This is a genomic window from Aerosakkonema sp. BLCC-F183 (assembly GCF_041929145.1).
In the GTDB taxonomy this organism is placed as follows: Bacteria; Cyanobacteriota; Cyanobacteriia; order Cyanobacteriales; family Aerosakkonemataceae; genus Aerosakkonema.
Genome location: NZ_JBHFNU010000032.1, coordinates 36,029 through 62,012, shown reverse-complemented (window position 1 = coordinate 62,012; position 25,984 = coordinate 36,029). Strand labels below are relative to the sequence as shown.

The following is a 25,984-nucleotide window of genomic DNA, read 5'->3' as shown; positions in this document are numbered from 1 at the left end:
AAAGTTTCTTACTTTTATACGGGAACTAATTCCATCAGCACCGCCGGAGTTTCCCCTTCTTTGGTGATAATGCGCGTCAATTTAAAGTCAGCCGCTTCAAAGAGTAGTTTGAATTCTTCTTCGGTACGTACTTTGCCTATTCCTAACGTCATTTCTTCCACATCTAGCCATTTGTTCCAAATGTATTGCTCGCCAGGAAGAATCAATGAATCGACAACTATTACCTTACCGTTATCCTTCATCACCCTGCGGATATTTTGCAACATCTTCACACAGCTTTCATCCGGCGTTTCAATCAGAGTGTAAGACACGCTGTAGAGGTCACCGCCGCGAGGGAAAGTATCCAGAGGGTCTCCCTCAATAGTTTCGCATCGCTCTGCTACACCCTCGCTCTGTACGTAGCCAGCTGCATCGGCGACAAGCGGCGGCGGGCCAAAAAGAACGCCTTGCATTTGCGGGTTATTTTTCAGTATCCAAGGAATCGATACAGTTTCTGGCCCAGCTTGACCCACAACTTTAGTGAAGCCAGAAAAGTCGTATTCTTCCAGCAATGGTAGGCAAAAGTTTCTCAAAATTCCCACTACTGCGTTACCAAAAAGCTCACCCTCTTCGGGATGTTGCTCCATGTACTCGAAGTAATTATCTACTTGGAAAACGGCTTTGATTGCGGGAGTACCATCTTTGATAGTTCGGTACATCTCACCCTTTACAGGCCAGTTACAATCGCTACAGTGCATGATTGCTTGATAGCGTAAGGAAGAGGGATTATCGTCACGCAGATATTCACCCATAGGTGTCAGCGCAAATCGGCGCGGTTCAACTTCAGTAAAGACACCGACACTGGCGAGAGAACGAAGCAATCGGTATAGCGAGGGCGCATAAGTTTCGGTAGCTTGTGCAAGTTCCTCAGCAGTTTTGGCTCCGTCTTTGAGAAAGTCAGCCACACCCAGTCTCGCAGCAACACTCAGCGCTTGATTAACCCACAGTCCGCTCGCAAGTTCGACAAAAGCTGTCATTGCGGAAGTATCTTGAAGGTTTTGGGTTTCACTCATAAATTATGGATGCTCTTGAATATCTGCAATTACAATACCAAATTTTGCGTCAAAAATGTAGGTAGGTTTTGTAGTATTTGTCTGCCAATAAGTTAGTACAATAAAGTTAAATTTCCGGCGGTTAATAGTTTATTAAAATAATATAATTTTTTATTTAAAGACTTTAATGATGATTTATATGGCTCTCCCTTTATTGTGGTGATAATACAAATTTATCTAATCGTAGGGTGGGGGACGGCACGGGCGATCGAAAAGTCATACATTCAAAAGTCAAAATTTCCCCTCTTGCCTCTCCCTTTCCGAGCGTGCCGTCACCCATCGATCGCACTCAACTGTAACACACAACAAACATTTTTACCCACAAATCCACAAGAGCTAATTTAGCTTGTGCAGGTTCGCGATTAGGCAGGAATCAGCTCGATTACGCTACAAGGAGTATCCATTGTCAATATGCGTGAAAGTGTAAATCCTCCCGCTTGAAATACTTTTGTAAATTCTGACTCTGTGCGCGGCCCTCCATAGCTTAGAGTCATCTCTTCCAAATCGACCCATTTGATCCAACTATATTCATCGCCGGGAGGAACAACAGCATCGAGTACGAGCAGTTTGCCGTTTTCAGCTATGGCGTTGCGGATATTTTTAAGCACTTTAATTATACTTTCATCATCCCAATCTATGAAAATGTAAGATATAGTATAAATATCTCCACCTTTCGGCACGGATTCAAACATATTTCCGCCGATTCTTTCACAGCGATCGAGTACTCCTTCCTTCTCTAAAAACTGCCCTGCTTCTTCCACAGTCTGCGGCATATCGAAGAGAATACCTTTCATATGCGGGTTGATTTTTAAAATCGATGCTAACAGAGAACCTCTGCCACCAGCTACATCTACCAGTTTGGTGCAATTGGAAAAATCGTATGTTTTGACAAATGGTGAATAAAAGTTTCTCGCCGAAGCTAGCATCACCTTATCGAATAGTGCTTGAGACTCAGGATGCTGTACTAAATATTCCCAATAACTATTAACTTTAAAAAGGTGATTTATGGCAGGTTTACCTGTTTTGACAGCATCAAACATCGCCCCTGTAGTTCGCCAATGCCAGTCTTCGCAGTGCATTATAGGTTGATCTCGCAACGAGTAAGGATTATCGCTACGAAGATATTCAGCAATGGGGGTAAGCCCAAATCGATATGGCTCAACTTCGGTAAAGACGCCGACACTGGCGAGGCAGCGAAGCAATCGGTATAGTGAGGAGGCGTGACTGTTGGTAGCTTGTGCCAATTCATCAACGGTCTTGGCTTCTTGGATCAAAAAATCGGCAATACCTAGTTTGGCAGCGACATTTAATGCTTGGGATATCCAATATTTACTCGCCAGTTCGACAAAGGCAATCATTGGTGATTTTGTTGCCGTATTATTCATACCTGTCAGTTCTTGTGTAGCGTTAGCGTGAGAATGTTGCTTTTTTATTTACTTTTTATCAAAACTTTAGACTACCAGCCTAAAAGGAAGTAGTCTAAAGTTCAGCCAGAGAGCGATCGTTCTAGAAACAGATCGATCGACTACAGTCCGCGATCGAAAACTTTGTCCGGGTCATCATCAAAATAAACAACACCCTTGTCTTTTTCGTATTGCTCGTACAAGGAAATCATTTTGTTCAATTTGTCCGGATACTGTTTGCCCAAATCAACGACTTCCCTGGGGTCTTGTGCAATGTTAAACAATTTCCACTGATTATCCCCGCGTGGCTTGTTGACTCTCAGGACTTTCCAATCTCCCATGAACAGCGCCCTGTTCCCATCACCAAATAACTCGAAACCTATTGCGTCATTTTCACCGTAAATGCGAGCGGCTTTGCCCTCCAGCAAAGGACGCATAGAACGTCCGTTCATAGGAAGGATGGGACGACCTTGATAATTGGTGCCGGGATGCTTAAACCCTGCGTAATCGAGGAACGTGGGCATAAAGTCCATTACCGAAGCAAAAGCAGCTGTTTTGGTGCCCGCTTTGATAGCCTTTGGATAGTAAACAATCACCGGTACGCGAATACCGCCTTCGTAAACTCTCCCTTTGAAGCCAAAGAAAGGAGTTGCACTGACATCAGCCCAACCTTCGCCATAGGCAACAAAGGAGTTTTTATTGCCTATATTTTCATAGCTGTTATTAATACCTTCCTTCTTGAACCAATCCTCAAATTCCTTATGTCCCGCAGCAAAGTCGTGCGCCGCTGCACCGTTGTCGGACATAAACACGAAGATGGTATTTTCGTACTCGCCGATACTCTTCAAGTGAGCGATCAATCGGCCAATATTAGTATCCAGGTTGTCAACCATCCCGGCATAAATGGCCATCAGCTTAGCATTGTACCGTTTCTTTTCTGGGGTTAGGCTATCCCAAGCAGGAACTCCAGGTTGTCTGGGTGGCAATTGCAGATTGTTCGGAATGATGCCAAGCTGCTTGAGGCGTTGGAAACGCTGTTCGCGAATGCGATCCCAGCCTATATCGTACTTGCCCATGTACTTGCGAATGTATTGGGGCGGAGCTTGTAAGGGATCGTGGGGCGAAGTAAAAGCACCGTAAATGAAGAATGGTTTGTTATCTTTACGATTCTGATTGATGAATTCGATCAGCTTATTCGTATAAAAATCTGTCGAGTAAAAATTAGCGGGTAGTTGGGCATCTTTGCCATTGCTTTTGTAGGTGGCGATCGGACTACCCGGACTGTATCCCATTTGGCTAAAATGAGTTGCTGCGCCTTGGATCAGCGCAAACGACTGGGTAAAGCCTTTATCTGATGGAAGATGCCCTTCATCATGGCCTAAATGCCACTTGCCTACCATATAGGTGTTATAGCCAGCATCTTTTAAAACGGTGGGCAAAGTCACCACTCTGTCGTTGAGATGGCCTTCATAGCCCGGATTGCCCTTCTGACGCTCGCTTAAATCCTCCGCCATCGTACCGAGCCCAACTAGGTGGTTATCTATCCCAGTCAGCATCATAGAGCGGCTGGGCGAGCAAGCTGCCCCGGCGTGGAAGTTGGTAAACTTCATACCTCCTCGCGCTAGGGCGTCGATGTTGGGGGTAGAAATTTCACCACCAAACGCGCCTACATCGGAATAGCCCATATCATCGGCGATGAGCATAACTATATTGGGAGCCTTTTTTTTGGCGCTGTCGCTTTGGGCTTGCGAGCTTTTTTTCCAAAATGAAAAGCCGATCAGGGCGAAGGAGGAGAAACTTAGGAGGAGGAGAAATTTTGAAATTCTTTTGTACATGGCGAGGAAATTTCCTTTTTGCTGCTAAGCCTATTTCAGCAGAAATAGGGTTTGAAAAGTTGAAGTTGGGCTGGTGCAGGATAGCCTGCTATTTACCAGACGATCGCACGAACTTTGCGACGGCATCATGGTATCATTTTACTAATGAAAAAGTATTTTATTTTAGATCGCGTTCAACTGCCTCTTCTAAAGTTTTTTCTACTAATGGAGGTAATGAACCGCCATTTTTTACCCAGTTGGCACATTCTATTCCCAATTTCCCAATAATAAAAGCTTCATATTTTTCCAGTTTCTCCGCTGTTAACAAATCTTTCCACACGCCATTTTTACCTTTGCCGAAAAAAGCTTTCGGAATAAATCCTGGCGGTGCGAATTTATCGGCATATTCTTTCATATATTCCAGGGAAGATTGCTGCATGACAATTTCTTTTTTGGTAGCATCCATTTTCACGCCCAGAAACTCAGCGATTCTTTCGATTTCGTTTTCTTTATCGCCGATTAAGTTGGCATAGTGAATCAAAAGTATATTGGGGCGATCTCTGACTTGCCACCAACTATCTATATGATCCCACAAAGGCCATAAATGTCTTCCTGTTTCTAGCCAGTTATCCCAAAATTCTAAGAAACTGTCTTCCAATTTGACATCCCAGAATGCGGGGTCGTAACCTGCATTGTGATTGTACAGGGATAAGGCTACGTCTCTTCCGTCTCTCACCAAATAAATGTACTTCCACTCCGGATGATAAGGCAAAGCATCAAAAGGTAGGTGAGTCTTCAGAAATCTTGGATCTGGTAATTTTTCTATATGGGTAATTTTTTCTTCTAGAGAAGCAAAAAGCGGATCGGGAGTGTGTTCGACCCACGGGCTTAATTCTTGAAGTGTATTATAACCGCTAAATTCGCTGTTGCCATTTATGAGAAGGTTGACGATTTGTTGCGTCAAAGTTGTTCCCGCTTTGTAGCAAGAAGCGATAATTATATCTGTTGGGCGGGCGGTGACAGCGTTCCAAATAGTTGAATCGCTGTAAATGTTTTTTACTACTAAGTTCATAACTTATTGCCGAACAAGTTTTTTGCAAGAAATTAGAGAAAGGAAAGATTGAGTTAACGACACAAAGGCACAGATTTTTTCTCGAACCTCAGTTAATCTATCATAATTGCACCGTCAGAACTAGCAATAATGCCAAAGCAATTTTGCAGCGATTGTGCCAAGACAAAACGCCAACACAAGCCGTGCGATCGAGCCAAGTATTGGCTAGCTAAACTAAGCATTTCCAATCGCTCGACACAGATGGGGAGTACTGGTGACTACCCTAATGGATCTATACAATTCAATAGTCTACACAAAAATAGAACTAGGGTTTGCTTTTTACCGATGATATTTTGAAATTTTTCAGATTTTTTGGGTTTCGCAATCGGTCATTTCCTTATCCTGTGAGGTTTTGAGAAAATCTATCAATTTCGATATGGGTAACAAAGAGGGATCGCCTTCCGAAGAAAAGCCGATCGCAGCGTAGGATTGCTATAGTTACAAAATATGTATTTTGCTTCCTACCTTTCCTACTTTTCCTACCTTTCCTACTTTTTCTAGAGAGGGATAGGAGGGTGAGATTGCAGGCGTCGGTTTGACAATTTAGCAAAAACTCCCATTTTAAAGAGTCTTGATGGCAAAGCACACAACATGATTATATTACCTCTCATGGCAGCAGGAAAAGTAGGAAAAAAGGGGAAAAAACGGAAAATATACAAAAGCCTTGTCAATATAAGTTTAAAATATTGTAAATTTAAAACAAGTGCTGTGACTATTCTCTAAAAATTCAAGTAGAAGACCAGCACTAAATGGTAAATTAGCTGAAAGCACGCAGATAAACTGATTTGGCAGCAAAGTCAGGACTTAGTATCGTGTCGTGCTAGATGTGCAACTTGCTATAACACTTTTCAAAGTATGCAAAAGCATCGCCACCTCAAAAAATTGTAAAGATATATCAAAAGAGTTGAGATAAATGACAAGTAAAGAGATTTCCGTAAGCCAGAGCGTAGCCGACACAGATGCAGATGTGGCAGTCCCCGGTTACTGGTACACCGCTCCCAATATTTTTAACCAAGAACGGGAGAAGATTTGGTATAAAAGTTGGCTGTTTGCGGGTCGATTGGAAAAGTTAGCCAACCCTGGCGATTATATTACCTGCAAAATTGGAGACGAGCCCATCTTTGTCATCCGCACGCACTCCGGAAAGTTGCAAGCGATGTACAACGTTTGTCCCCATCGAGGTATGCGTATAGTCGAGGGACAGGGTAACTGCAAACATTTGCTCTGTCCTTATCATCACTGGACTTATAGTTTAGATGGTCAGCTTCAAGGCGTACCATACGCGCAGGAATGCTTTCCCGGTCTGGACAAATCCTCAATTGCGCTAACTAAAGTCCAGGTGGATACTTGGGGCGGTTTTATCTTCGTCAACCTTGACCCAGAAGCGGGGCCATTGAGAGACTATCTCGCAGGCGTTCCAGAGCATATGCAACAATATTCCCAACCGTGGGAAGAGATGCGAGCAACTCATGGAGCTACCTTTGAGGTGCCGTTTAACTGGAAGATTCTGCTGGAAAACTATATTGATGCTTACCACATCCCGATGGTGCATTCGCCGACTCTGGGAGGCAGATTTGAGATGCCCGGTTTTGTGGGCGGCTGTATGAGCGGTTTGCACACGCTTCAGTACTATGATTATTTAGTGCCGCGAGAACGTACTTACATATCTTGGATTTTTCCAAACACGACGATCTTGACATTAGATGAATATGTCTTAGTTTGGCAAGTTAATCCGGTCAACCCAGAATTCACCGTTATTGAGAAATTCTTGCTGCAAACTCCAGCGCAGATAGAAAAGTTCCCAATGAAAAGTGAAGAGATAATTTCCAAGCAATTTCGCATGGTTTTTGAAGAAGATATTCCTTTTTGCCGCACGCTACAGGAGCAAGTTAAATCTAGAGCTTACAACGGCAAGCAGAAATTAGCTAAAGGGCCAGAAGACGGAGTTCTATATTTTCGTAAAGCTCTCCTACAAGTGATGAACAATAGCTGAAAAGTCGTAAGCATTCAGCCGTCAGCTAATGCCCAGATTTCGTTTTTGTTGTCTGGATAAGCTAGTAAATAAAATTTTGTTGCCAATGTCCGCGAACACAGAAACCAACCTAAAAATACCTAAATATCTTCCTCTTCACATAGCTAGGGGAAAATGGGTGCTCAGACCCGCCTTAGAACATATGGAAATGTCAAAATGGATTGACATTGATGAAGACTTAATCCCGCAACTCAAACTGAAAGAGCGACTGCTTAAAGAAAGCTACTCAGATGTCTTAGCCAGTTTACCGGGAAGCGAAGCGGGTCAGCAAGAACTATTGGAGATGCTGATCGAACATCTTCTGAAATACTTCCCAGAATACTATCGAGTAGAAGGAACAAAAATAGAAAACCTTAAATGGGGGAAAGTTTGGGATATATCCGATTATAAAGATGCTCCCATTGCGCTGGCTGGGCAATTGGTGCAAGAAGATATTTGTCTGTTGCAACCAGGTGAGGGGGGGTATACTCTTAAGGCAGCGCTAATGTGTTTTCCCCTATTTTGGCGACTGCCGGAGAAAATCGGACGTCCTCTATACCAAATTCATGGCCCAGTTCCCGAATATCCAGAAAAACTAAAGCATCCGCTAGACCTTTACTTTGAAAATCTCAAACCGGATCGACCGGGAACTAGAATTGCCTGGGGAATTGTGCCAACTCCTCTATTGGTGGTAGCTTGGTATGAGCCAAAAGAGGGATGGGAAAAAGAGCTGACGCCGGAAAATGTAGGCGATCGCTTGTGGCTGAGATCGGAGTATCAAACTATCCGACGCTTGCCCAAAACTGGCGATATTATCTTTACGGTGCGGTCATTTATGGACCCAATTTCCAGTCTTCTGCCCGAAATCCGCAAAAATTTGGCAGAAGTGATTCGACAAATGTCTCCGGAAACGCGGGCATATCGGGTTATGGGGCCATTTTTAGAGCCACTGCTTACTTATTTGGATCGGTAGTTCTAGATCGGCTGAGGGTGCGATCGCATTACTGAAATATCCATATGTAGAGAGGTTTCATGAAACCTCTCTACATATGGTCAAAATAAGAAAGGCGATCGTTATCGGTCGAAAATGGGATTGCCACTAATTTTGATAAATTCAATCATTAATTTATCAAAGTTTTTTCTTCCGAAGCAATCTGCAAATTTTCCTCTAGCAACTGTTTGGATGATTCTTCTTCAATCATTGGTAAAGAAACGCTACCATCTCCAATATTGCTCTTAAAAGTTCTAGGTAATTGCACCCCAAGCGATACCATTCTAGTTGCCAGGAATAAAGACAAAGCCAACCACAAGATATGGTTATTTTCATAATGCCAAGCAGCAACAGCCGCAGGTGTAAATCCCACGACAATAGAGGCCAAGCTGACATTGCGGAGCGTATGCCCTTCTGCTAAACCCAAAAAGTATCCTTCCAGCATGAACCCAATGGAAGTAAATCCCACGACTGACAGTAACCAGGGAACATAAACATCAATATTTTGGGTGACTTCGGTGTGGTTAGTTAACAGACCAAATACAGTATCTGGAAATAAAGTAGGCACTCCAGCAAAAATTATTCCTACCAGAAAACTGATCGATACAGAAATTGCAACTAGAGGTACTAACTTCTCCGCATTTCCTTTACCTTTAAAGATTCCGGTCAAAGTTTCTGTGCCGAATCCCAATCCTTCCACAAAATAGAAACTTAGAGCAAATATCTGCAAGAGCAAGGCATTTTCAGCATAGATAATCGTTCCCAAACTGGCGGCTTCGTAGTTAAATAAGACGAAAGCTGCGAGGGTAACGAAATTGCTCACCAAAATGTTTCCATTCAGGGTGACTGTGGATTTTAATGCTGCCGTATCCCAAATTTTTCCAGCTACAGCTTTTACTTCTTGCCACTTGACTTGCGTGCAGAAAAAAGTCAATCCGATTAACAGGGCTAGATACTGACTTGTAGCATAGGAAATTCCCGCTCCTGCACTTTCCCAGCCAAACTTGACGATAAATAGGTAGTCCAGTGCAATTTTGCTGGCATTGCCAACACCAGACAAAATCAAAACTAAGCCATTTTTTTCCTGTCCCAGAAACCAACCAATCAGGACGAAGTTGAGCAAAATGGCAGGCGCTCCCCATGTTTGGTTGTAAAAATAAGCTATACCCGCTGCTTTTACATCCGCTTCCGCTTTGAGCAGGGCAAACCCAATTTCTCCTAAAGGATACCGCAAGAAAATGATGGCAACGCCCAAGATAATGGCTATTAAGCCATTACGCAGCCCCACCAATAGCACTCCCTCTCGGTCATTTCGTCCTACAGCTTGAGCTGTTACCCCAGTGGTGCCCATTCTCAGGAAGATTAACACCATGTAGAGGAGGTTGAGCAGGTTTGCAGCTAGGGCGACTCCCGCTAAGTGGTGGATTTCCGACAAATGGCCCAGGAAGATGACACTGATTAAGCTGGCCAGTGGCACCATGATATTTGATAGGACGTTCGCGATCGCCAGTCGGAAGAAGCGAGGCAGGAAGTCATACTGGCTGGACAGCATTTGCTTCATAGATTCAGTCAAGTTGGTATTTCCCAAAATCTGCATTCAAAGAGATTTTGGCTCTTTACATTAATTTACATTATTTTGTCGGCGATCGCTGCTTGTCTACAGCCAGAGTTTTTTATTGATAATTAGTCAAATTCGATCGACTGCTAGCCCCAAAAACTAGGGCTAGCATACATATAGCTCTAGTTTAATTTGGCTAACACCTACTGCCAAGCTATCCTCTTTGGCAGGATGTTAGCTTTTTCTTAACGGCTGAAACTGCGCCGAAAGCAGCTAATCCTAACAGACCAAAAATTGATGTAGGTTCGGGAACGGAAGTCGCCTCTAAGCGAACATCATCAAAACCAATTTCTGCACCTGGACCCTGCAAGAGATTCAGCTCCCAGCTTTTTCCTTCTGTCATCTACCGAAAGTTTGATAAATTTTTATACACAGTATCTTCTACTCAGTTGCATTCAAGTTAGCCTAACTTTCTTCCCCCCGCTCCCCCACTCCACCGCTCGCCTTTAAGTTACGCTTTTAACTGCCACTCGATATCATTCTGGGCTATCTTCTCCTGGGGGGTAAATTTGAATGGCAAGCACGTCTTCGGGTATCAAACGAATCAGCTCGCCGTAAGACGGTTTCTGTTTTTCCAGAGCAAGGCAGGGGCATCCAGAAGCAGCACGCGGCCACAATCGATCGAATTCTGACCACAGATGGCGCAGTTGCGGGTTGAAGGCACTGTCGGCTAAGATTTCCGTTACTAATTGGTGTATATCGAGCAAGTCTTCCAAACTAGCGCTTAGGTGAATGCTGTCCTCTACCACGGCTGCATCTAAGGTCAATTGGCCGCCGATCGCATCTCGCAGAGTTTCGGCTTTAGTGCGAAAATTGACTGACTCCAATTCTACGGGATATTCGGTTTCGATTTGCAGTTTTTCCCCACCAGTTGCTCGCACTCGCAACTGAATTCCATCTAAATCGATCCCAGATGTTTTCCCCGCCACTGTTCGCACCAGAGATTCCCATGTAGAACCTCCTTGGATTCGGAGAATTTCTACAAGACTTTGCAGCCATTGAGTTAGCTGTGCTTGGCGTTCAAAAGATTGATTTTCCATCTATACAATTGGCTTTGCTGTCGGTAAAATTTTATCAATTACCGCCACACCTTGTACCGTAAAGGTTTTACCTTGGGTTGCGTAACATAGGCGCAGGCTTCCCGTATGATAACTCAAATTATCAGCAGCCTGAGCAGTTGGATTTCGCTTGGCTCAACCCAAGCTACTAATTGATTAGATAAACTTATCATACTCAATACAGGAGAGCCACAAAGCTTGATGGCAAAGTTGCAAACATTGGTGTTAAAAAGACAAAGACAACAAGAAAAAGTTTCAGGTAGATCCAGTTACATCTCGAAAACATTTTGAAAGTTTGAGGAGAATACTGTGACTATTATTAACATAGATGCCAAGAGCAACAACAAACAAAATCCAGTCGTCCAATCCTTCGCAGCAGGAACTTATGAAGTGAAGGTGATTGGCGTCTCAGAGGGGGGACAGTATGATGCGTGGACTCTTTGGAGTGTAGAGATCGGCTGTGACGAAAAAGGAGAAAACTGCACTACCGGATGGGTGAATGAATATAACATCACCTCAAATGAATTTAGCATCAATATTCCCAGTAGTGGGAAATATGCAACAGCCAAACAAGCGCTTGAGAAGGCTCAAAATACATCATTTACTCTCACGTCAGATAGCAAAGTTAACTTTTTCATCAGTGACGACGAACTCCCAGATAACCGGGGAGGAATGTCATTAGCAGTGAAGAAAACTAGCCCAGACTCAGTAGATCCGAAATTGAACTTTGGCTCGTTGCTTTTGCTTGTGCTAGTTTCTCTGACGTTATTGGTGATTTGGATTGCGATCGGCTTGGTTACTGGTAACCCCGCAAGATAAATGAAAAAGCCAAATTAAAAAGGATTTTCTGTTTTTAATTTGGTTTTTTCTAAATGCGCTTCGATCGCATCGCAAGCTGCCAGGACGCCATCTTCCGTCTCGACCGAACGACGGACTTCTGTGGCTTTAGCCTGATAACTGGGGTCAAACAGCAAATGTTTGAGTTCCGCAGCGATAAGGTCGGCGGTACATTGCTGACGGGAGATCGTGCGCCCTACACCCAGGCGAACCATACGGGCAGCGTTATCTGGCTGATCGTGGGCAAAGGGAACCACCAGCATAGGACGCCCCGCACGTAAAGCCTGGGCTGTAGTTCCCACACCGCCGTGATGGACGATCGCAGCTGCTTGCGGAAAAATGAGATCGTGAGGAGCGTAGTCCACTGCGATCGCACCTTCCGGTAAAGAGTGGGAGGGAATCTGATGTGCCGCCTGTCCCATCAGCAGAACCGATCGGTAGCCCAAGCGCTGGGCGGCAATGGCTCCCTCAGAATAAAAGTTTCCCGCTGTCCACACCATCAACGACCCCAAAGTAAAGACGATCGGGGGTGGCCCTGCTTGCAAAAACTTCTCCAGTTCCGGAGATAAACCGCGATCCTTTTGGTGGTGATACCAAGGAAAGCCAGTAATGCGAGTATGGGGTGGCCAATCGGCTTGAGGAACGCCCAAAACTTCCGAGAACAAAGCTAGCACCAATTCCGGTGAATGCTGACCTTCATAGACAGCGTTGCCTTTCGGCGGTAAACCAAGTGAGGCCCGCAACTGCCGCATCGGTGCGCCCCAAAAGCGTGCCTGCCACTTAAAAAGACGAACTATGGCATCATCGACAACCAACCTCAAGGCGCGTTCGTAAGGAGATGTGGGCTGGGGCGAAAGGCTGGGAAAATCGTAGGCAGAAAGAAACGATACAGGCGACAGGACAGTAGATATCCAAGGAGTCCCAGTTTTTTCAGCCGCTAGAGAACCGGCAAAAGCAAGGTGATGCGTCAGTAACACATCTGCTTCTTGTACTATTTCCACCAAGTCAGTGTAAGTTGCCCGCAAATGGGGCGCGATCAAATAGCTGATACCGTAGTTCAGAGCTTGTTGGGAGTCGCTGAGCAACTGGATAAATTCTCCCTCCTCTTCCACGTTAATTAACCCATCAGGTCTGATGGCGCGGAACTCAATCCCTTCCGATTCGATGGTGTGGCGATAAATTTCGTTGGTAGCGACGACGGCACGATGTCCCCTTTTTTGCAACTCGCGAGCGATCGCCATGTAGGGGTATAAATCTCCTAAAGAGCCAAAAGTTGCGATCGCAATATATTTGCTCATTCTTTTGTCGTTTGCCAAATTCGATGTAATCTTTGGTTTCTTTTGTATCATATTTTACTTTGACTATTAATCCTACTTTTCCTACCTCTAACTTGCAGGCTTAAATTTCCATTAATCACTTTTTTGCGAACAAAAGCAAGTGCAATAAATCGCGATCTGGTGTTGCTGGCATTTTCCCTAAAGTCTCACTAGCAGGATGTTTGTACAATCAAGTTCCCGATTGACAAGCTCACCATTAACAGGGGGTACAAGACAATCAGTTCGCAAAACATTCTGAAAAAGCATTCCCAAAAAGGGGTTTCAATCGTCCGATTGCAATGGGCATCATCAAAAAATTTTCCCAATTTCAACCTTTGTCCGCTCGTTGAGGAGCCAATCCCAAATCATCTCAGCCAAAATCCTTGCATCGGGTGACCCAGCTAAATTTATTTCAGATGTCGCCATAGTTACATTTTGCCAATGTTTGCAATATTTCGCGAGAGCGTCTGAATTGTCAAAAGATGCAGCCCCCTTGCTGAAATTTGAATTTATATTAAAATAAAGCGGAGTTTACTCTAAAATACTCGTATGGTAGACGGATTTTTGAAAAAAATAAAACTTCTGATGCAAGGAGAAAAAATGGTTGCACGTAGTACCGTTCCAGAACGTTCGAGTAGTGGTTACTATCTGATCCAAAGCAAGCTTAACGGCCTAGTCCTAGATGTTGCTGGCAGTAACCCGCAGCCTGGAAGCCACGTAGTTGTATACCCAGCAAATGGTACTTACGGTGACGCCAATCAGCAGTGGGCAATTAGCGAGAATGGGTCGATCAGAAGTAGGCTCAATGGTTTTGCGTTAGAGGTAGAAGGAAGTAAAAAAGATTATTATACATTGGTAGTTGTTTCGCCGCTCAAGGTTGGTAACGGTGAGCCTAACCAGCAATGGACAATTACAGAGCATGGCGCGATCGTCAGCAAGTTAAATAACTTTGTGCTGGATATTTTTGGATCTGGTACAGCACCGTTGAACCCCGTTGTGATGGCTCCCCTCAACGAGACTAACGGTACACCAAACCAACTGTGGGAACTTGTCCCAATTCCACCAGAAGCTTTAGCGCCGATCCCCCTGGAAAAACAAGGCCCAGCCGGAGGATCGATCGCCGCCACAGATTTCGAGATTCTACCAAAAAATGAACTGCCCAAATCCAGGATTAAAACTGTACGTATTCATTCTGCTTGGGCAGTAGACAAATTACAAATTCAATATGAAAATATCGCCACTAATACACCTCAAACCTACGAGTCAGCAGCATTTGGTGGGCCTGGTGGTGGCTATGGCGAATTCAGCCTATTGCCGGGAGATTATCTCACCGCAGTATATGGAACTTGGGGAAGAGAAGCCCCAGGTTATCCCAAAGAAGATATCGTTACGTTACAGTTTAAAAGTAACAAGGGCCTTAAATCCGCAGTCTTCGGCGGCAGCAATAGCGAAAAAGAAGTAGATTCTTTCGCTTTTGAAGCACCTCCCGGTTACGAAATCGTAGGCTTTTTCGGTGCCTATGGCGGCAATTATAACGTGTTAGTTCGCTTGGGTGTATATCTCAAACCTGTCATACAGTAATTGTCACTGTATAGCAACAGGATCGCAGATTAGGCGCTAGAAGCTAGGGAATACTTTTGAGTAATAAGTTACTTAGGCGCTAAGGAATGTATATGAATATACAATTTCACCAGAAAGATTTTCAGCCCTTAGCGGTCTAAGATGCCAAAAGACACGAAATTTATGTCTAACACTTTAGAGGGTATTCCCGACGCCCTAGCTCATACTAATTGGTTCGTGTACAATAACTTAAACCTTTTGACTCATAGAGAAACTTAATGCTTGGGATTATCTTATTTGCGCTTTATCTTTCTTTCTTTGCTTGGATAGTATGCGAACCGAAGCATGAAAAAGTAAGTCAACTTAAAAAAGTATCACAAGCGGAAGATATTAAAATTATCACGGCGACACCAAAGAGAGAAGCGCAAGATCGATCGGTACTCACTGTCGCTGTCAGTGTAGGCAACGGTAATAACAACCAATTTAAGAACGGCCAACAGGTTTATCCTCCTGCTAGCAAATCTGCCTTTGCCACCTACAGCACCAATCGCAACGGAAGCGAAGCCACGAAAAACTTATCAACAACGTTAGCAGCCGCTGTTCCACCCTCTAATTCAGTCTCTAATTCAGTAGAATTAGCTGCTGAGGCAAATGTAGCGATCGCCTCTTCTACCAACATAACTACAAGTTTACCAAATGGGCATTCCAATGGGCACTCCAATGGGAACTTAAAGGGAAACTCCAATGGGAATTTAAATGGAAACTCCAATGGGCACTCCAATGGAAACTTAAATGGAGACTTAAATGGAGACTCAAATGAGCAAACCGTAGAAAAGCATCAGGCTGAGTCAGTCTCCCATCCTGCCGAAGATAGGTTAATGTATGATAAACAAATTATCAACCTAGCAATAGAAAAATCTCGCTTCGCAGTCGTAAAAAAAATCAAAGAATTCGTTGAAACAAAAAATCAGACGTTAGGTTCCTATCAACCTTTGTATGAATTATTAACAGATTACCCCTTCCGAGTTGGCAAAATGCTGCGCCCAACTATGTGCATTAGCGCTGCCAGGGCAGTCGGAGGAATGGGACACGAAGCTTTGACATCGGCAGCTGCGCTTGAGCTTTATCACAATGCTTTTTTGATCCACGATGACATCGAAGACGGTTCCGAATCTCGACGAGGTAAGGGCACTTTACACCAAATGATCGGCATTCCTCGCGCCATCAATGTAGGCGATGCAACCAACGTATTGGCAGTAGGTTTATTGCTAGAAAATTTATCAACAATCGGAGTAGCCAAAGCTCTAAACGTGTTGCACGAAATCGAGTTTATGGCGCAGCAATCTGTGGAAGGACAAGCAATGGAGTTAGATTGGGTTGCTACCAATGCTGCCTATCTAACCGATCGAGATTACTTTAAAATGTGCGTCAAGAAAACTTGCTGGTATTCTTTTATTACTCCCTGCCGAATCGGTTTGATTGTCGGATATCCTTCAGCTAGTAATAAAGAATTGACTAAACATTTGGCAGGGTTGACAAGATTTGGGATGATTTTAGGAATTGCTTTTCAAATTCAAGACGATCTACTTAATTTACAGGGCGAACTGGAAGCATACGGCAAAGAAATCGGCGGCGATATCTATGAAGGCAAACGCACATTGATGCTGAATCACGTCTTGGCAAATAGCGGAAACGCATCTCAGCAGATACTGGATATACTTGCGTTACCCCGTGACGAAAAGACGCCGGATCAACTTGCTTTTATTCTGGATAAGATGCAGCAGTGCGGTAGTATAGAACACGGTTGGAAGGTGGCGCGATCGCTCGCAAACAAAGCAGCAGAAATTTTTGAAAGTCTAGATTTTCTTCAGAGAGAAACCCCACTGCGATCGCACGAAGAATGGGAATGCCCAGTACACGATCGACGATTCCTTAAAGAGTTGATCGATTACGTCATTTACAGAAATGTCTGAAGCAAAACAAGCAGTAAAAAAATAGTCAAAGAGCCAAAAATTAAATGAGCGAAATATTGGGATTAACACAAAGTTTGCCTTGTGTCAATATCGAAGTTTATCCAGGTTCGACAGTGGCGATCGAACTGTTACTCCATAGCCAGATAGATGAAACTTTATTGTTTCGTCCAACTCTAGATGATTGGCTGCTAGCTAACGGTCAATTTATCTGTATAGCTAGCAATATGTCTCCTCCTTATCTGTACATACATAAAGGGAGCAAATTAAACCAAAAAATCAAATTTACGGTTCCTTTTCTCCTGCAACCAAAGCAAAAGATCGTGAGTTGGTTGCGCTTTCCGGGAATTCAGGAAGAAGCTATTCCGATCGAACTGGCAATTTTGTCGCCAGCATCGGAAAAAGATAAAGAGCGAGTTTTTGAAGTTCCTTTGGAAGTTACTGTGCCATTCAGTGTGCCAGAGGGAAACTCCTTATGGAATACCCCAGACAAAATAACAGCCGGAATCTTTGGCTTGATGTCAGGTTTGATGGATTTGGATAAAATTCCATCCCGTTGGCTAGCAGCTGAACTTTTCGTGGTTTTGTGTCAAAAAGGAGAAGAATACGCCCAAACCGAATCGGGTAGAACTTTACTCGATCGACTCAAACCTACCCGCTTCTATCAAAATGGAGTCACCGCTTTTGCATCCGCTCAAATTCCCAACTGGATTAGCGATAGTATCAAAAGTACAAGTGCAGTATTGTCAGGTCAGAGTTTGTTACATATCTGGCAACAATGGCTGTTAAATCTGGCTCCAGAAGATGTAAAATTAAATGAGAAAAAAGACAAAATTGATGGTTATCCTTTGTTAGGAGAAAAGTTTGTTCCTAAATTAGGAGGGGATGCCGATCGCTGGTTTGGTGGTATCCTCTTGGGACTGGCACATATATCCCCTGCAATTGCGAAGAAATTGCAAAATATCGCCAGTGCAGATCGAAACTCGGCAGCCAAATTAGAGATCGATCGCGCAACCGAAGCAACTAAAAGTTTACTATCCGGACTACCGGGTTTAGACACTACTCCGGTACGTTGGCTGGTGCTAGAATTATTGTTACTGGTTTGTCAAGAAGGCGATCGCTACGCCCGCACCCAAGCAGGCAGTCAACTACTGACTCAGTTGCAGCGTACTGACTTCTTTCAAAATGGCGTACTCGCTTTTGCATCAGCTGAATTTCCCCGTTGGACAGTCATCTCTCAACAAGCCGCCTCTGCCTATCATACTCATGTTGCACTAGAGAAAGGGGAAGGTAATTTGCTTTATTTAGGAGAACAGTGGCTGTGGAGTTTGGTGCCAACAGAGTTAAACTTAACTCAGCCAAAAGATCCTATTACCGTATCGAATGCGGCGGCAGATAATTTTGTAGAATCTGTAGGTATGAATGCAGAACGCTGGTTTAGTTGCGTTGTGCTGGGACTGGGATTAATATCGCCAAGAATTGCCGCCCTTTGCCAAGCGATCGCCTCTAGTAAAAATATAACTTCTCCCCTGCCAAAATCTGGCGAACAAACAATACTTAACGACGTTTTCCAAGAAGCAGGATCGCTACAGCGATAACAAAAATCCAAAAATCCAAAATCCAAAATCCAAAATCCAAAATTGAATGACCATTGACGAACAACTCCTAGCCCGCGTCGAAGCCCTACGCATCCCCTTGGATGACCCCACCTCCCCGATTGATTGGAAAGATTGGTATCACTTCCTTTTTTTAGATAAACAAGGAAAAGTGCGGGTATTGGTTAATATAACTACGATCGGCAGACCGGAAAGCGGAGAAATTCAAGTCACCTTTCTGGTAAACTTAGCCAGCGAATACCTGCCCCCAGAGTACCGATTGGATATTCCTCTAGCAACATTCGGCACTGCTTTCAGCTTACAATGGCAAGCGGATATGGTGCGGCGAAATCCCTTGCGTATTCAAGGAAACGGCATCTTGCTGCAAGTCGATGGCAAACATTCCATATTGCAAGTTCAAGACGAACGAATGCAGCTATCGATTCGCTGTCAAGGAGAAGCGCAAGCTACACCTTTATTAGTAACAGAAGATTCGCCTTTTGGCAGCGGTTTCATCGGTTGGGGATTAGTACCGGGTTTGCAAGTAACCGGAGAATTATCTGTAGGCGGGCAAAATTTCAGTATCGATCGCAATTGGTTTACCTATCACGATCGCAACTTCGGTCGTTTTCGTTGGGGAGAAGATATCGGTTGGGAATGGTTTGTTGCTTTTGCCACTTGCGATGATGGCAGACAAATTACTTTGGTATTAGACCAACGTACCAACAAAGACCATTCTGCCAAGGCATTTCCCTATATTTTTGTATATCTGGATGACGAATTAGTCAAAACTTTTCTCGGTTCTAGTTTAGCGGTTAATTGGCAGTGGTCAGACGATCCGGTAATGCCTGTGCGTCTGCCTGGAATCATGGCTTCCGTGTTTGCCGATCGCACTTTAAAAGTTCCCGAAAGCTTGCAAGTAGAAGCCGCCTACGAAGGCGATCGATTGTTACTCAACGTCGATTTTGAAAGTGCGATCGAGTTAGTAATTCCCGATAATCAAGCACGTCAATACAGTTTCATCGAAGAAGTAACTGGCACTCTAGAACTTAATCTTTTTCTGCAAGGAGAAACTCTGCGCGGAAAGGGAATAATTTATGGAGAATATGTACTTTAGGAATAATGCCATGACAGAAGAACCCCGGATTCCTGATGAAGAAACGAGAAAACGTCTCTCAAAGAACTTACGCAAAAGTATTTTAGAATTGCAAGAATTTGGCTTGCAATTGGAGGAGATTGAGGCTGGATTAGAAAAACACATTCGCGAACAAAAGAGGAATAGGCTAGAAAAAGTGCGGCAAAATATGCACGAAATTTCTAATTAATAAGTACTTGTAATGATAAAGGTTTTGCGATCGCATTATGTGTAAACTTTCTTTATGGTAACGCCGATCGCACTCATCGGTTTTAGGCCAATATTAGCAAGCGATCGCACCTAAATAGGTAAATTTTTGTTGCACATAGGTAAATGTTTAACTCGATCGAGATATAATCCCCAAATCGTTCGGGCTTGATTTATGCAAAAGCGATCGCCTTACGCACAAATATCTCTGCTAGCGTATCCTAAAATCGGCCTCAAGCTTTGGTTAGCAAGTAGTTTGGCGCTGTGTTATTGGGGATGGGGTGGGGAAGTGCGATCGCAAATTGCCCCAGACGGCACTTTATCCACAAACGTTACAACAACAGATAATCTTAACTTTACGATAAATGAGGGCGATCGAGCCGGAAATAACCTGTTCCATAGTTTTCGCGAGTTTTCCGTCCCTACTGGCGGAGAGGCGTTTTTCAATAACGTTGTCGATATTCAGAATATTTTTAGTAGGGTGACGGGATTATCGATATCTAATATAGATGGATTGATTCGGGCTAACGGCACGGCTAACTTATTTTTGATTAATCCCAATGGAATTATTTTTGGGCCGAATGCCAAATTAAATATTGGCGGTTCGTTTTTGGGGAGTACCGCAAATAGTATCAAATTTGGTGATGGAGTGGAGTTTAGTGCTACTAATTCCCAAGCTGCACCATTGCTGAGTATTAATGTACCGATTGGATTGCAATATGGAAACAATCCAGGTGAGATTCGCGTACAGGGAAAAAGCCAGGAATTACCTCGGATTGGTACGCTAGAAAGTTTTGATAGTTCCTTGAATCCTTTAGAAGTGCTGCCGGGAAAAAGTTTAACATTAGTAGGCGGGAATGTAATTATTGATGGTGGGATAATCCAAGCTCCTGGGGGTCGTGTAGAGTTAGGGGGAATTGCAGGAGAAGGAACAGTAGGAATCAATGCTGATGGGAGTTTGAGTTTTCCCGATGAGGTGACAGGCGAGACGCCTGTCCCACAAGCAGATGTATCGATTAGGAATAAAGCAGGAATTAACGTGCTGGCATCTGGTGGCGGTAGCATCGAAATCAACGCCAGAAATATCAATATTTTGGAAAAAAGCCTGCTGAGTGCGGGAATAGGGGCAAATTTAGAGTCGAATCGTCCGGCAGGAGATATTACTCTGAATGCAACAGAGGCGATAGGTGTCAACTCAAGCCGAATTGAGAATGAAGTTAATCAGAATGCTTACGGAAATAGTGGCAACATTGAAATTACAGCCAAATCCATTTCTGTGACTGGTGGCGCTCAACTAAGTGCCAGCACTCGTGGCAAAGGGGATGCCGGGAGTGTCAAGATTACTGCCAGCGATGTTGTTTCTTTTGATGGGGGTGTAGATAAATTCCGCAGTGCAGCCTTCAGCACGGTGGAAGCGGGAGGCGAAGGGAAAGGGGGTGGCATTGAAATTACGGCCAAATCCGTTGCTGTGACTGATGGCGCTGGACTAAGTGCCAGCACTTTTGGCAAAGGAGATGCTGGGAGTGTCAAGATTACTGCCAGCGATGTTGTTTCTTTTGATGGGGTCTCCAGTGCCGCCTTTAGCACGGTGGAAAAGGGAGGCGAAGGTAATGGGGGTGGCATTGAAATTACAGCTAAATCTGTTTCTGTGACTCGTGGCGCTCGACTGAATGCCAGCACTTTTGGCTCCGGGGATGCCGGGAGTGTCAAGATTACTGCCAGCGATATTGTTTTTTTTGATGGGCGTGTAGATGGATTCTCCAGTGCAGCCTTCAGCGATGTGGAAAAGGGAGCCCAAGGGAAAGGGGGTGGCATTGAAATTACAGCCAAATCCGTTTCTTTCACTGGTGGTGCTGGACTAGATGCCAGCACTTCTGGCAAAGGGGATGGTGGGAGTGTCAAGATTACTGCCAGCGATATTGTTTCTTTTGATGGGCGTGTAGATGGAGTCTCCAGTGGAGCCAGAAGCACGGTGGGGGAGGGAGCCGAAGGGAAAGGGGGTGGCATTGAAATTTCTGCCAAATCCGTTTCTGTGACTCGTGGCGCTCGACTAATTGCCAGCACTTTGGGCAAAGGAGATGCCGGGAGTCTCAAGATTACTGCCAGCGATGTTGTTTCTTTTGATGGGCGTGTAGATGGATTCTCCAGTGCAGCCTTCAGCACGGTGGAGCAGGGAGCCCAAGGGAAAGGGGGTGGCATTGAAATTACAGCCAAATCCGTTTCTGTGACTGGTGGCGCTCGACTAGATGCCAGCACTTTAGGCTCCGGAGATGCTGGGAGTGTCAAGATTACTGCCAGCGACGTTGTTTCCTTTGATGGGGGTGTAGATGAATTCACCAGTGCAGCCATCAGCAATGTGGAAAAGGGAGGGGAAGGGAAAGGGGGTGGCATTGAAATTAATGCCAAATCTGTTTCTGTGACTCGTGGCGCTCAACTAACTGCCATCACTCGCGGCAAAGGGGATGCCGGGAGTGTCAAGATTACTGCCACCGATGTTGTTTCCTTTGATGGGGGTGTAGATACATTCCGCAGTTCAGCCGGTAGCACGGTGGGGGAGGGAGCCCAAGGGAAAGGGGGTGGCATTGAAATTTCTGCCAAATCCGTTTCTGTAACTGGTGGCGCTGCACTAGATGCCAACACTTTAGGCAAAGGGGATGCGGGTAGCATTGAAATTACAGCCAAATCCGTTTCTGTGACTGGCGGCGCTCAACTGCAAGCTTTCACTCGCGGCAAAGGGGATGCCGGGAGTGTCAAGATTACTGCCAGCGATTTAGTTTCTTTTGATGGAGGTGACGCCTTCAGCACGGTGGAGAAGGAAGGCGAAGGTAATGCGGGTGACGTTGAAATTACAGCCAAATCCGTTTCTGTGACTGGTGGCGCTCAACTGCAAGCTCTCACTCGTGGCAAAGGGGATGCCGGGAGTGTCAAGATTACTGCCAGCGATGTTGTTTCTTTTGATGGGATTGCAGATGGATTCCGCAGTGCCGCCTATAGCACGGTGGAAGAGGCAGCTCAAGGGAAAGGGGGTGGCATTGAAATTACAACTGGTTCTCTCACAATAAGCAATGGGGCTGAACTGAATGCTACCAGTGCGGGCAATGGTTCGGCTGGTGAGATAGTTGTGAAAGCTGACTCTATCCTTCTGGAAAACCAAGCATCTGTCATTTCTAACACTACAAAAGGTTCTGGCAATATCAAGCTGGATGCGCCTGTCATCACATTACGAAGTAGCGGCATTACTACCAACGCTACAGGAGGAGATAGCGGTGGCAATATCCAACTGGGTTCTCAATTTTTACAGTTGCGCGATGGCAGCCGCATTGCTACCGACGCTTCTGGTGCTGATGTCAAAGGTGGCAACATCACCATCAACACTGATGTTCTCGCCGCTTTAGAAAATAGCGACATCAGCGCCAATTCTAAAAATTCCTTGGGTGGTAATGTCATCATCAACGCACAAGCAATCTTTGGCGCACAGTCACGCACCAGGGCAGAACTGGAAACTTTACTAAATACTAAAGATGCTACTTTAGATCCGAGTAATTTGCTTACCAGCGACATCACCGCCACAGGCGCAGATTCTTTTTCAAGTGGTAGCGTCGCCGTCAACACTCCCGATGTTGACCCCAGTGCTGGATTGGTCGCATTGCCAGATAATGTTGTGAATATCACCAGTTTAGTTGTTTCTGTTTGCCGCCCTTCCTCAAAAGAGGAAAATCGATTGATTGTAGCAGGTAGAGGTGGTTTGCCACCTAATCCTCTAGAACCCATTAGCCCTAACGCGATTTGGATAGATTTGAGAACAAGCTCAAATTCGGAACTTCGCAGCAGACGGACAGAGGGGCAAAGGGTCTTCCGAGAATTACCAGTCGCCAATACTCAAATTGTGGAGGCGCAAGGATGGATTTTTAATGCTCAAGGAGAAGTGGAATTGATAGCACAAGCGCCAACAGCAACACCTCACAATTCTGGATTTGCACAACAACAATGTCATGCGCCTTGAACGAACATCTATCGCTCATGCGTTCACCCGCAGGGGAATCTATGATAGTATTGACAAGCAATAACAAATGACTAAAAATTTGATTTCAATCAATCACAACATTTTCTAGAGATGGTTCCAGACATTGTTCCCATTCGATCTTGGGCATCCCATCGAAAGCATTTCTCAAAGACTCTTCCCACCAATTCCGAATTTTAGCTAAGTAAGGATCTCCCAAACGCAGTTGCAACTTGTGACGAATTGCAAGAGAGTCAGTTTCGTACATCACCATACTAATTGGTGGCCCAACAGAAATATTTGACTTCATCGTCGAGTCGATCGAAAGCAGCGCACACTTAGCGCAAGCATCTAAAGGCGTCTCGAAATTGAGAGTGCGGTCTAAAATTGGCTTGCCGTATTTTGTTTCGCCAATCTGTAAAAAAGGCGTTTCCGGCGTAGCTTGAATAAAATTACCTTGACTGTAAATTAGATAAAGTCCTGGTTCTTCGTCTCTAATTTGCCCGCCCAGAAGAATGCTGCATTTAAAATCAATGTTATCTTTTTGCAGCCATGCTCGATCTTGTTCCTGCATCTGACGAATTTTGCTACCTATATAACGAGCGATTTCGTACATATTTGGCAGGGAATGGATATTGGCTTCATCTTGCGCCTTGAGATCCTTTCGGATTAAAGTCATAACCGCCTGGGTCATGGACAGGTTTCCCGAAGTACACATGATAATTGCCCGATCTCCAGGATAAGAAAAATCAAATAGTTTTTGATATGTTGAGATGTAATCTACTCCCGCATTAGTGCGAGAGTCAGCAGCCATAACGAGACCGAAGCGGGTAATAATGCCAACGCAGTATGTCATGAACGTAGCAGTGTGAATGTGATGGGAAGAGCGAAAAGAGAAATAAAAATGTTCTTTTGGGAACATTTACAAAACAACTCCGAAAGGTTTCGGAGTGTCAATCCTGTTCTTTTGTCTCATTCTCCCACTGGTTGCGATCGGCTGGAACTACATCGGGAAGGTTGCGCCCCAAAAGGTAAAGCCATGCCAAACCTACCAATCCCAACACAATTCCTACTATACTGACCACTTGAGCGATACGGAGCGGCCCCAACATTAAGCTATCAGTTCGCAGTCCTTCAATCCAAAACCGACCGCTGCTGTAGCAGACAAGGTAAACTAGCGCCAGAGTACCCACTTTTAGGCGTGGCGTTCCCTTCAAAGAACGAAAGAATAAGGTAAGCAATATAGCAAACACCATTAAATTCCATAAGGACTCGTAAAGAAATGTGGGATGAAAGAATTCCACATTTTTATATCCGGGGAAACGGCTCTCTGGCGGAATATACAGTTTCCAAGGTAGATTGGTAGGAGCGCCGTAAGCTTCCGAATTGAAAAAATTTCCCCAACGTCCGATCGCCTGACCCAGAATGAGAGAAGGAGCGACCAAATCGGCTAATTGCCAGAAGGAAACTCTTTGAACTCGCGCAAAGATTGTCGCCGCCAGAATACCGCCCAGGATAGCACCGTGAATGGCAATGCCACCTTTCCAAATCGCGATAATCTCAGCCGGGTTCTTAGCATATTCTGGCCATTGAAAAAACACGTAGTACAGTCTCGCGCAGGGAATTGCTGCAACGACAAGCCAGATTGCCAGTTCACCCGGTAAATCTGGGTTGATGTTGCGACGCTGGGCTAAATATCCGGAAAGCCACACCCCTATTAAAACTGCTGAGGCAATTAACAGACCGTACCAGCGGATCGTCAGTGGCCCCAACTGAATGAAAATCGGCCCTGGAGAAGCGAATTGAAAGGCTAAGGACTGGATAGGAATACCGAAAACCATGCAAATTCCTTTGATAATGGAACAATTAAAGCCATAAAAGACTTCAGCACCCTGAACGAAGATACAGGATTGTATTTTATAGCGCAATGGCAGCGCCGAACATGGGATGCGGTATTTTAGTTGAAAATTTCTGCCATATAAAGAACATATGAGCGAATGACGATGAAAGAATCAAAAATAATTTTTGTTTAACAAAAAAATACACAGTATGCCTTGTACTGGGAAATAATTATTACTAGAGAGTAGGTATTTTTAGAGCGATCGCGGATGAGGCGTCAAATTTCGGTTTCTGACATTGGTACTGCCGACAATATAATCAGTCACATCAAGGTGAGCAATAGACATCTTCTCCAAAAGAATCTCAAAGGGCAGGCAGGATGCCTACCCCACAACAATTTTTGGAAATGTCTCATAAATTGCCAAATT

20 protein-coding genes are annotated in these 25,984 nt (G+C 44.6%); 9 read left to right on the top strand and 11 right to left on the bottom strand.

The genetic code is table 11. The features are described 5' to 3' along the window. Positions 1–14 precede the first annotated feature (14 nt). The 5 genes from ACE1CD_RS08485 to ACE1CD_RS08465 all read right to left on the bottom strand — a co-directional run bounded on the left by ACE1CD_RS08485 (position 15) and on the right by ACE1CD_RS08465 (position 5,601). Positions 15–1,052 (bottom strand): methyltransferase, encoded by a 1,038-nt coding sequence (locus ACE1CD_RS08485; RefSeq protein ID WP_374823147.1) that lies wholly within the window; start codon positions 1,050–1,052, stop codon positions 15–17. A gap of 401 nt (positions 1,053–1,453) precedes the next feature. Continuing rightward, entirely contained in the window at positions 1,454–2,476 is a 1,023-nt protein-coding gene (locus tag ACE1CD_RS08480; RefSeq protein ID WP_374823145.1) for a methyltransferase, read from the bottom strand. A gap of 140 nt (positions 2,477–2,616) precedes the next feature. Next, entirely contained in the window at positions 2,617–4,197 is a 1,581-nt protein-coding gene (locus tag ACE1CD_RS08475) for an arylsulfatase (RefSeq protein ID WP_374823142.1), read from the bottom strand. 289 nt (positions 4,198–4,486) lie between these two features. Beyond that, positions 4,487–5,380 (bottom strand): sulfotransferase domain-containing protein, encoded by an 894-nt coding sequence (locus tag ACE1CD_RS08470; protein ID WP_374798425.1) that lies wholly within the window; start codon positions 5,378–5,380, stop codon positions 4,487–4,489. A 92-nt stretch (positions 5,381–5,472) separates the two neighbouring features. After that, the gene (locus ACE1CD_RS08465) at positions 5,473–5,601 is read right to left on the bottom strand and encodes a hypothetical protein (RefSeq protein WP_374798423.1); all 129 of its coding nucleotides are present in this window, start codon (positions 5,599–5,601) and stop codon (positions 5,473–5,475) included. 731 nt (positions 5,602–6,332) lie between these two features. Between ACE1CD_RS08465 and ACE1CD_RS08460 the strand changes: the two genes are divergently transcribed. Further along, positions 6,333–7,412: an aromatic ring-hydroxylating dioxygenase subunit alpha gene (locus ACE1CD_RS08460; RefSeq protein WP_374823140.1), complete on the top strand. Its 1,080-nt coding sequence runs from the start codon at positions 6,333–6,335 to the stop codon at positions 7,410–7,412. Positions 7,413–7,497: 85 nt separating this feature from the next. After that, positions 7,498–8,403: a DUF3445 domain-containing protein gene (locus tag ACE1CD_RS08455; RefSeq protein WP_374823137.1), complete on the top strand. Its 906-nt coding sequence runs from the start codon at positions 7,498–7,500 to the stop codon at positions 8,401–8,403. A 148-nt stretch (positions 8,404–8,551) separates the two neighbouring features. Here ACE1CD_RS08455 and gntT read toward each other — a convergent pair whose 3' ends face one another. The 3 genes from gntT to ACE1CD_RS08440 all read right to left on the bottom strand — a co-directional run bounded on the left by gntT (position 8,552) and on the right by ACE1CD_RS08440 (position 11,079). Further along, a complete protein-coding gene (gntT, locus tag ACE1CD_RS08450; RefSeq protein WP_374798514.1) occupies positions 8,552–9,982 on the bottom strand; it encodes a guanitoxin biosynthesis MATE family efflux transporter GntT in 1,431 nt (476 codons plus the stop codon). Positions 9,983–10,193: 211 nt separating this feature from the next. Further along, the gene (locus ACE1CD_RS08445; protein WP_374798417.1) at positions 10,194–10,382 is read right to left on the bottom strand and encodes a PEP-CTERM sorting domain-containing protein; all 189 of its coding nucleotides are present in this window, start codon (positions 10,380–10,382) and stop codon (positions 10,194–10,196) included. A gap of 133 nt (positions 10,383–10,515) precedes the next feature. Then, the gene (locus ACE1CD_RS08440; protein WP_374823135.1) at positions 10,516–11,079 is read right to left on the bottom strand and encodes a hypothetical protein; all 564 of its coding nucleotides are present in this window, start codon (positions 11,077–11,079) and stop codon (positions 10,516–10,518) included. 327 nt (positions 11,080–11,406) lie between these two features. On the opposite strand from ACE1CD_RS08440, the gene ACE1CD_RS08435 reads away from it, so the two are divergent. Then, positions 11,407–11,916, top strand: a complete 510-nt coding sequence (locus ACE1CD_RS08435; protein ID WP_374823133.1) for a hypothetical protein — start codon at positions 11,407–11,409, stop codon at positions 11,914–11,916. Positions 11,917–11,930: 14 nt separating this feature from the next. On the opposite strand, the gene ACE1CD_RS08430 is transcribed toward ACE1CD_RS08435, so the two are convergent. Further along, the gene (locus ACE1CD_RS08430; protein ID WP_374798411.1) at positions 11,931–13,232 is read right to left on the bottom strand and encodes a glycosyltransferase; all 1,302 of its coding nucleotides are present in this window, start codon (positions 13,230–13,232) and stop codon (positions 11,931–11,933) included. 603 nt (positions 13,233–13,835) lie between these two features. Between ACE1CD_RS08430 and ACE1CD_RS08425 the strand changes: the two genes are divergently transcribed. The 6 genes from ACE1CD_RS08425 to ACE1CD_RS08400 all read left to right on the top strand — a co-directional run bounded on the left by ACE1CD_RS08425 (position 13,836) and on the right by ACE1CD_RS08400 (position 23,720). Beyond that, positions 13,836–14,831, top strand: coding sequence for an RICIN domain-containing protein (locus tag ACE1CD_RS08425; RefSeq protein WP_374823130.1), 996 nt, complete (start codon positions 13,836–13,838; stop codon positions 14,829–14,831). A 257-nt stretch (positions 14,832–15,088) separates the two neighbouring features. Further along, complete coding sequence (locus tag ACE1CD_RS08420; protein ID WP_374798407.1) at positions 15,089–16,783, top strand: polyprenyl synthetase family protein; 1,695 nt, start codon at positions 15,089–15,091, stop codon at positions 16,781–16,783. 44 nt (positions 16,784–16,827) lie between these two features. Continuing rightward, positions 16,828–18,378, top strand: a complete 1,551-nt coding sequence (locus tag ACE1CD_RS08415) for a hypothetical protein (protein ID WP_374823127.1) — start codon at positions 16,828–16,830, stop codon at positions 18,376–18,378. Positions 18,379–18,424: 46 nt separating this feature from the next. After that, complete coding sequence (locus ACE1CD_RS08410; RefSeq protein ID WP_374823125.1) at positions 18,425–19,492, top strand: hypothetical protein; 1,068 nt, start codon at positions 18,425–18,427, stop codon at positions 19,490–19,492. Positions 19,493–19,502: 10 nt separating this feature from the next. Further along, positions 19,503–19,700, top strand: coding sequence for a hypothetical protein (locus ACE1CD_RS08405; protein WP_374823122.1), 198 nt, complete (start codon positions 19,503–19,505; stop codon positions 19,698–19,700). 192 nt (positions 19,701–19,892) lie between these two features. Continuing rightward, positions 19,893–23,720 (top strand): filamentous hemagglutinin N-terminal domain-containing protein, encoded by a 3,828-nt coding sequence (locus ACE1CD_RS08400; RefSeq protein WP_374823119.1) that lies wholly within the window; start codon positions 19,893–19,895, stop codon positions 23,718–23,720. An 85-nt stretch (positions 23,721–23,805) separates the two neighbouring features. Here the strand turns inward: ACE1CD_RS08400 and ACE1CD_RS08395 are convergent, their stop codons facing one another. Beyond that, positions 23,806–24,573: a peptidase gene (locus tag ACE1CD_RS08395; RefSeq protein ID WP_374823116.1), complete on the bottom strand. Its 768-nt coding sequence runs from the start codon at positions 24,571–24,573 to the stop codon at positions 23,806–23,808. A 97-nt stretch (positions 24,574–24,670) separates the two neighbouring features. Beyond that, positions 24,671–25,558, bottom strand: coding sequence for a prolipoprotein diacylglyceryl transferase (gene lgt, locus ACE1CD_RS08390; protein ID WP_374823113.1), 888 nt, complete (start codon positions 25,556–25,558; stop codon positions 24,671–24,673). Positions 25,559–25,984 lie beyond the last annotated feature (426 nt).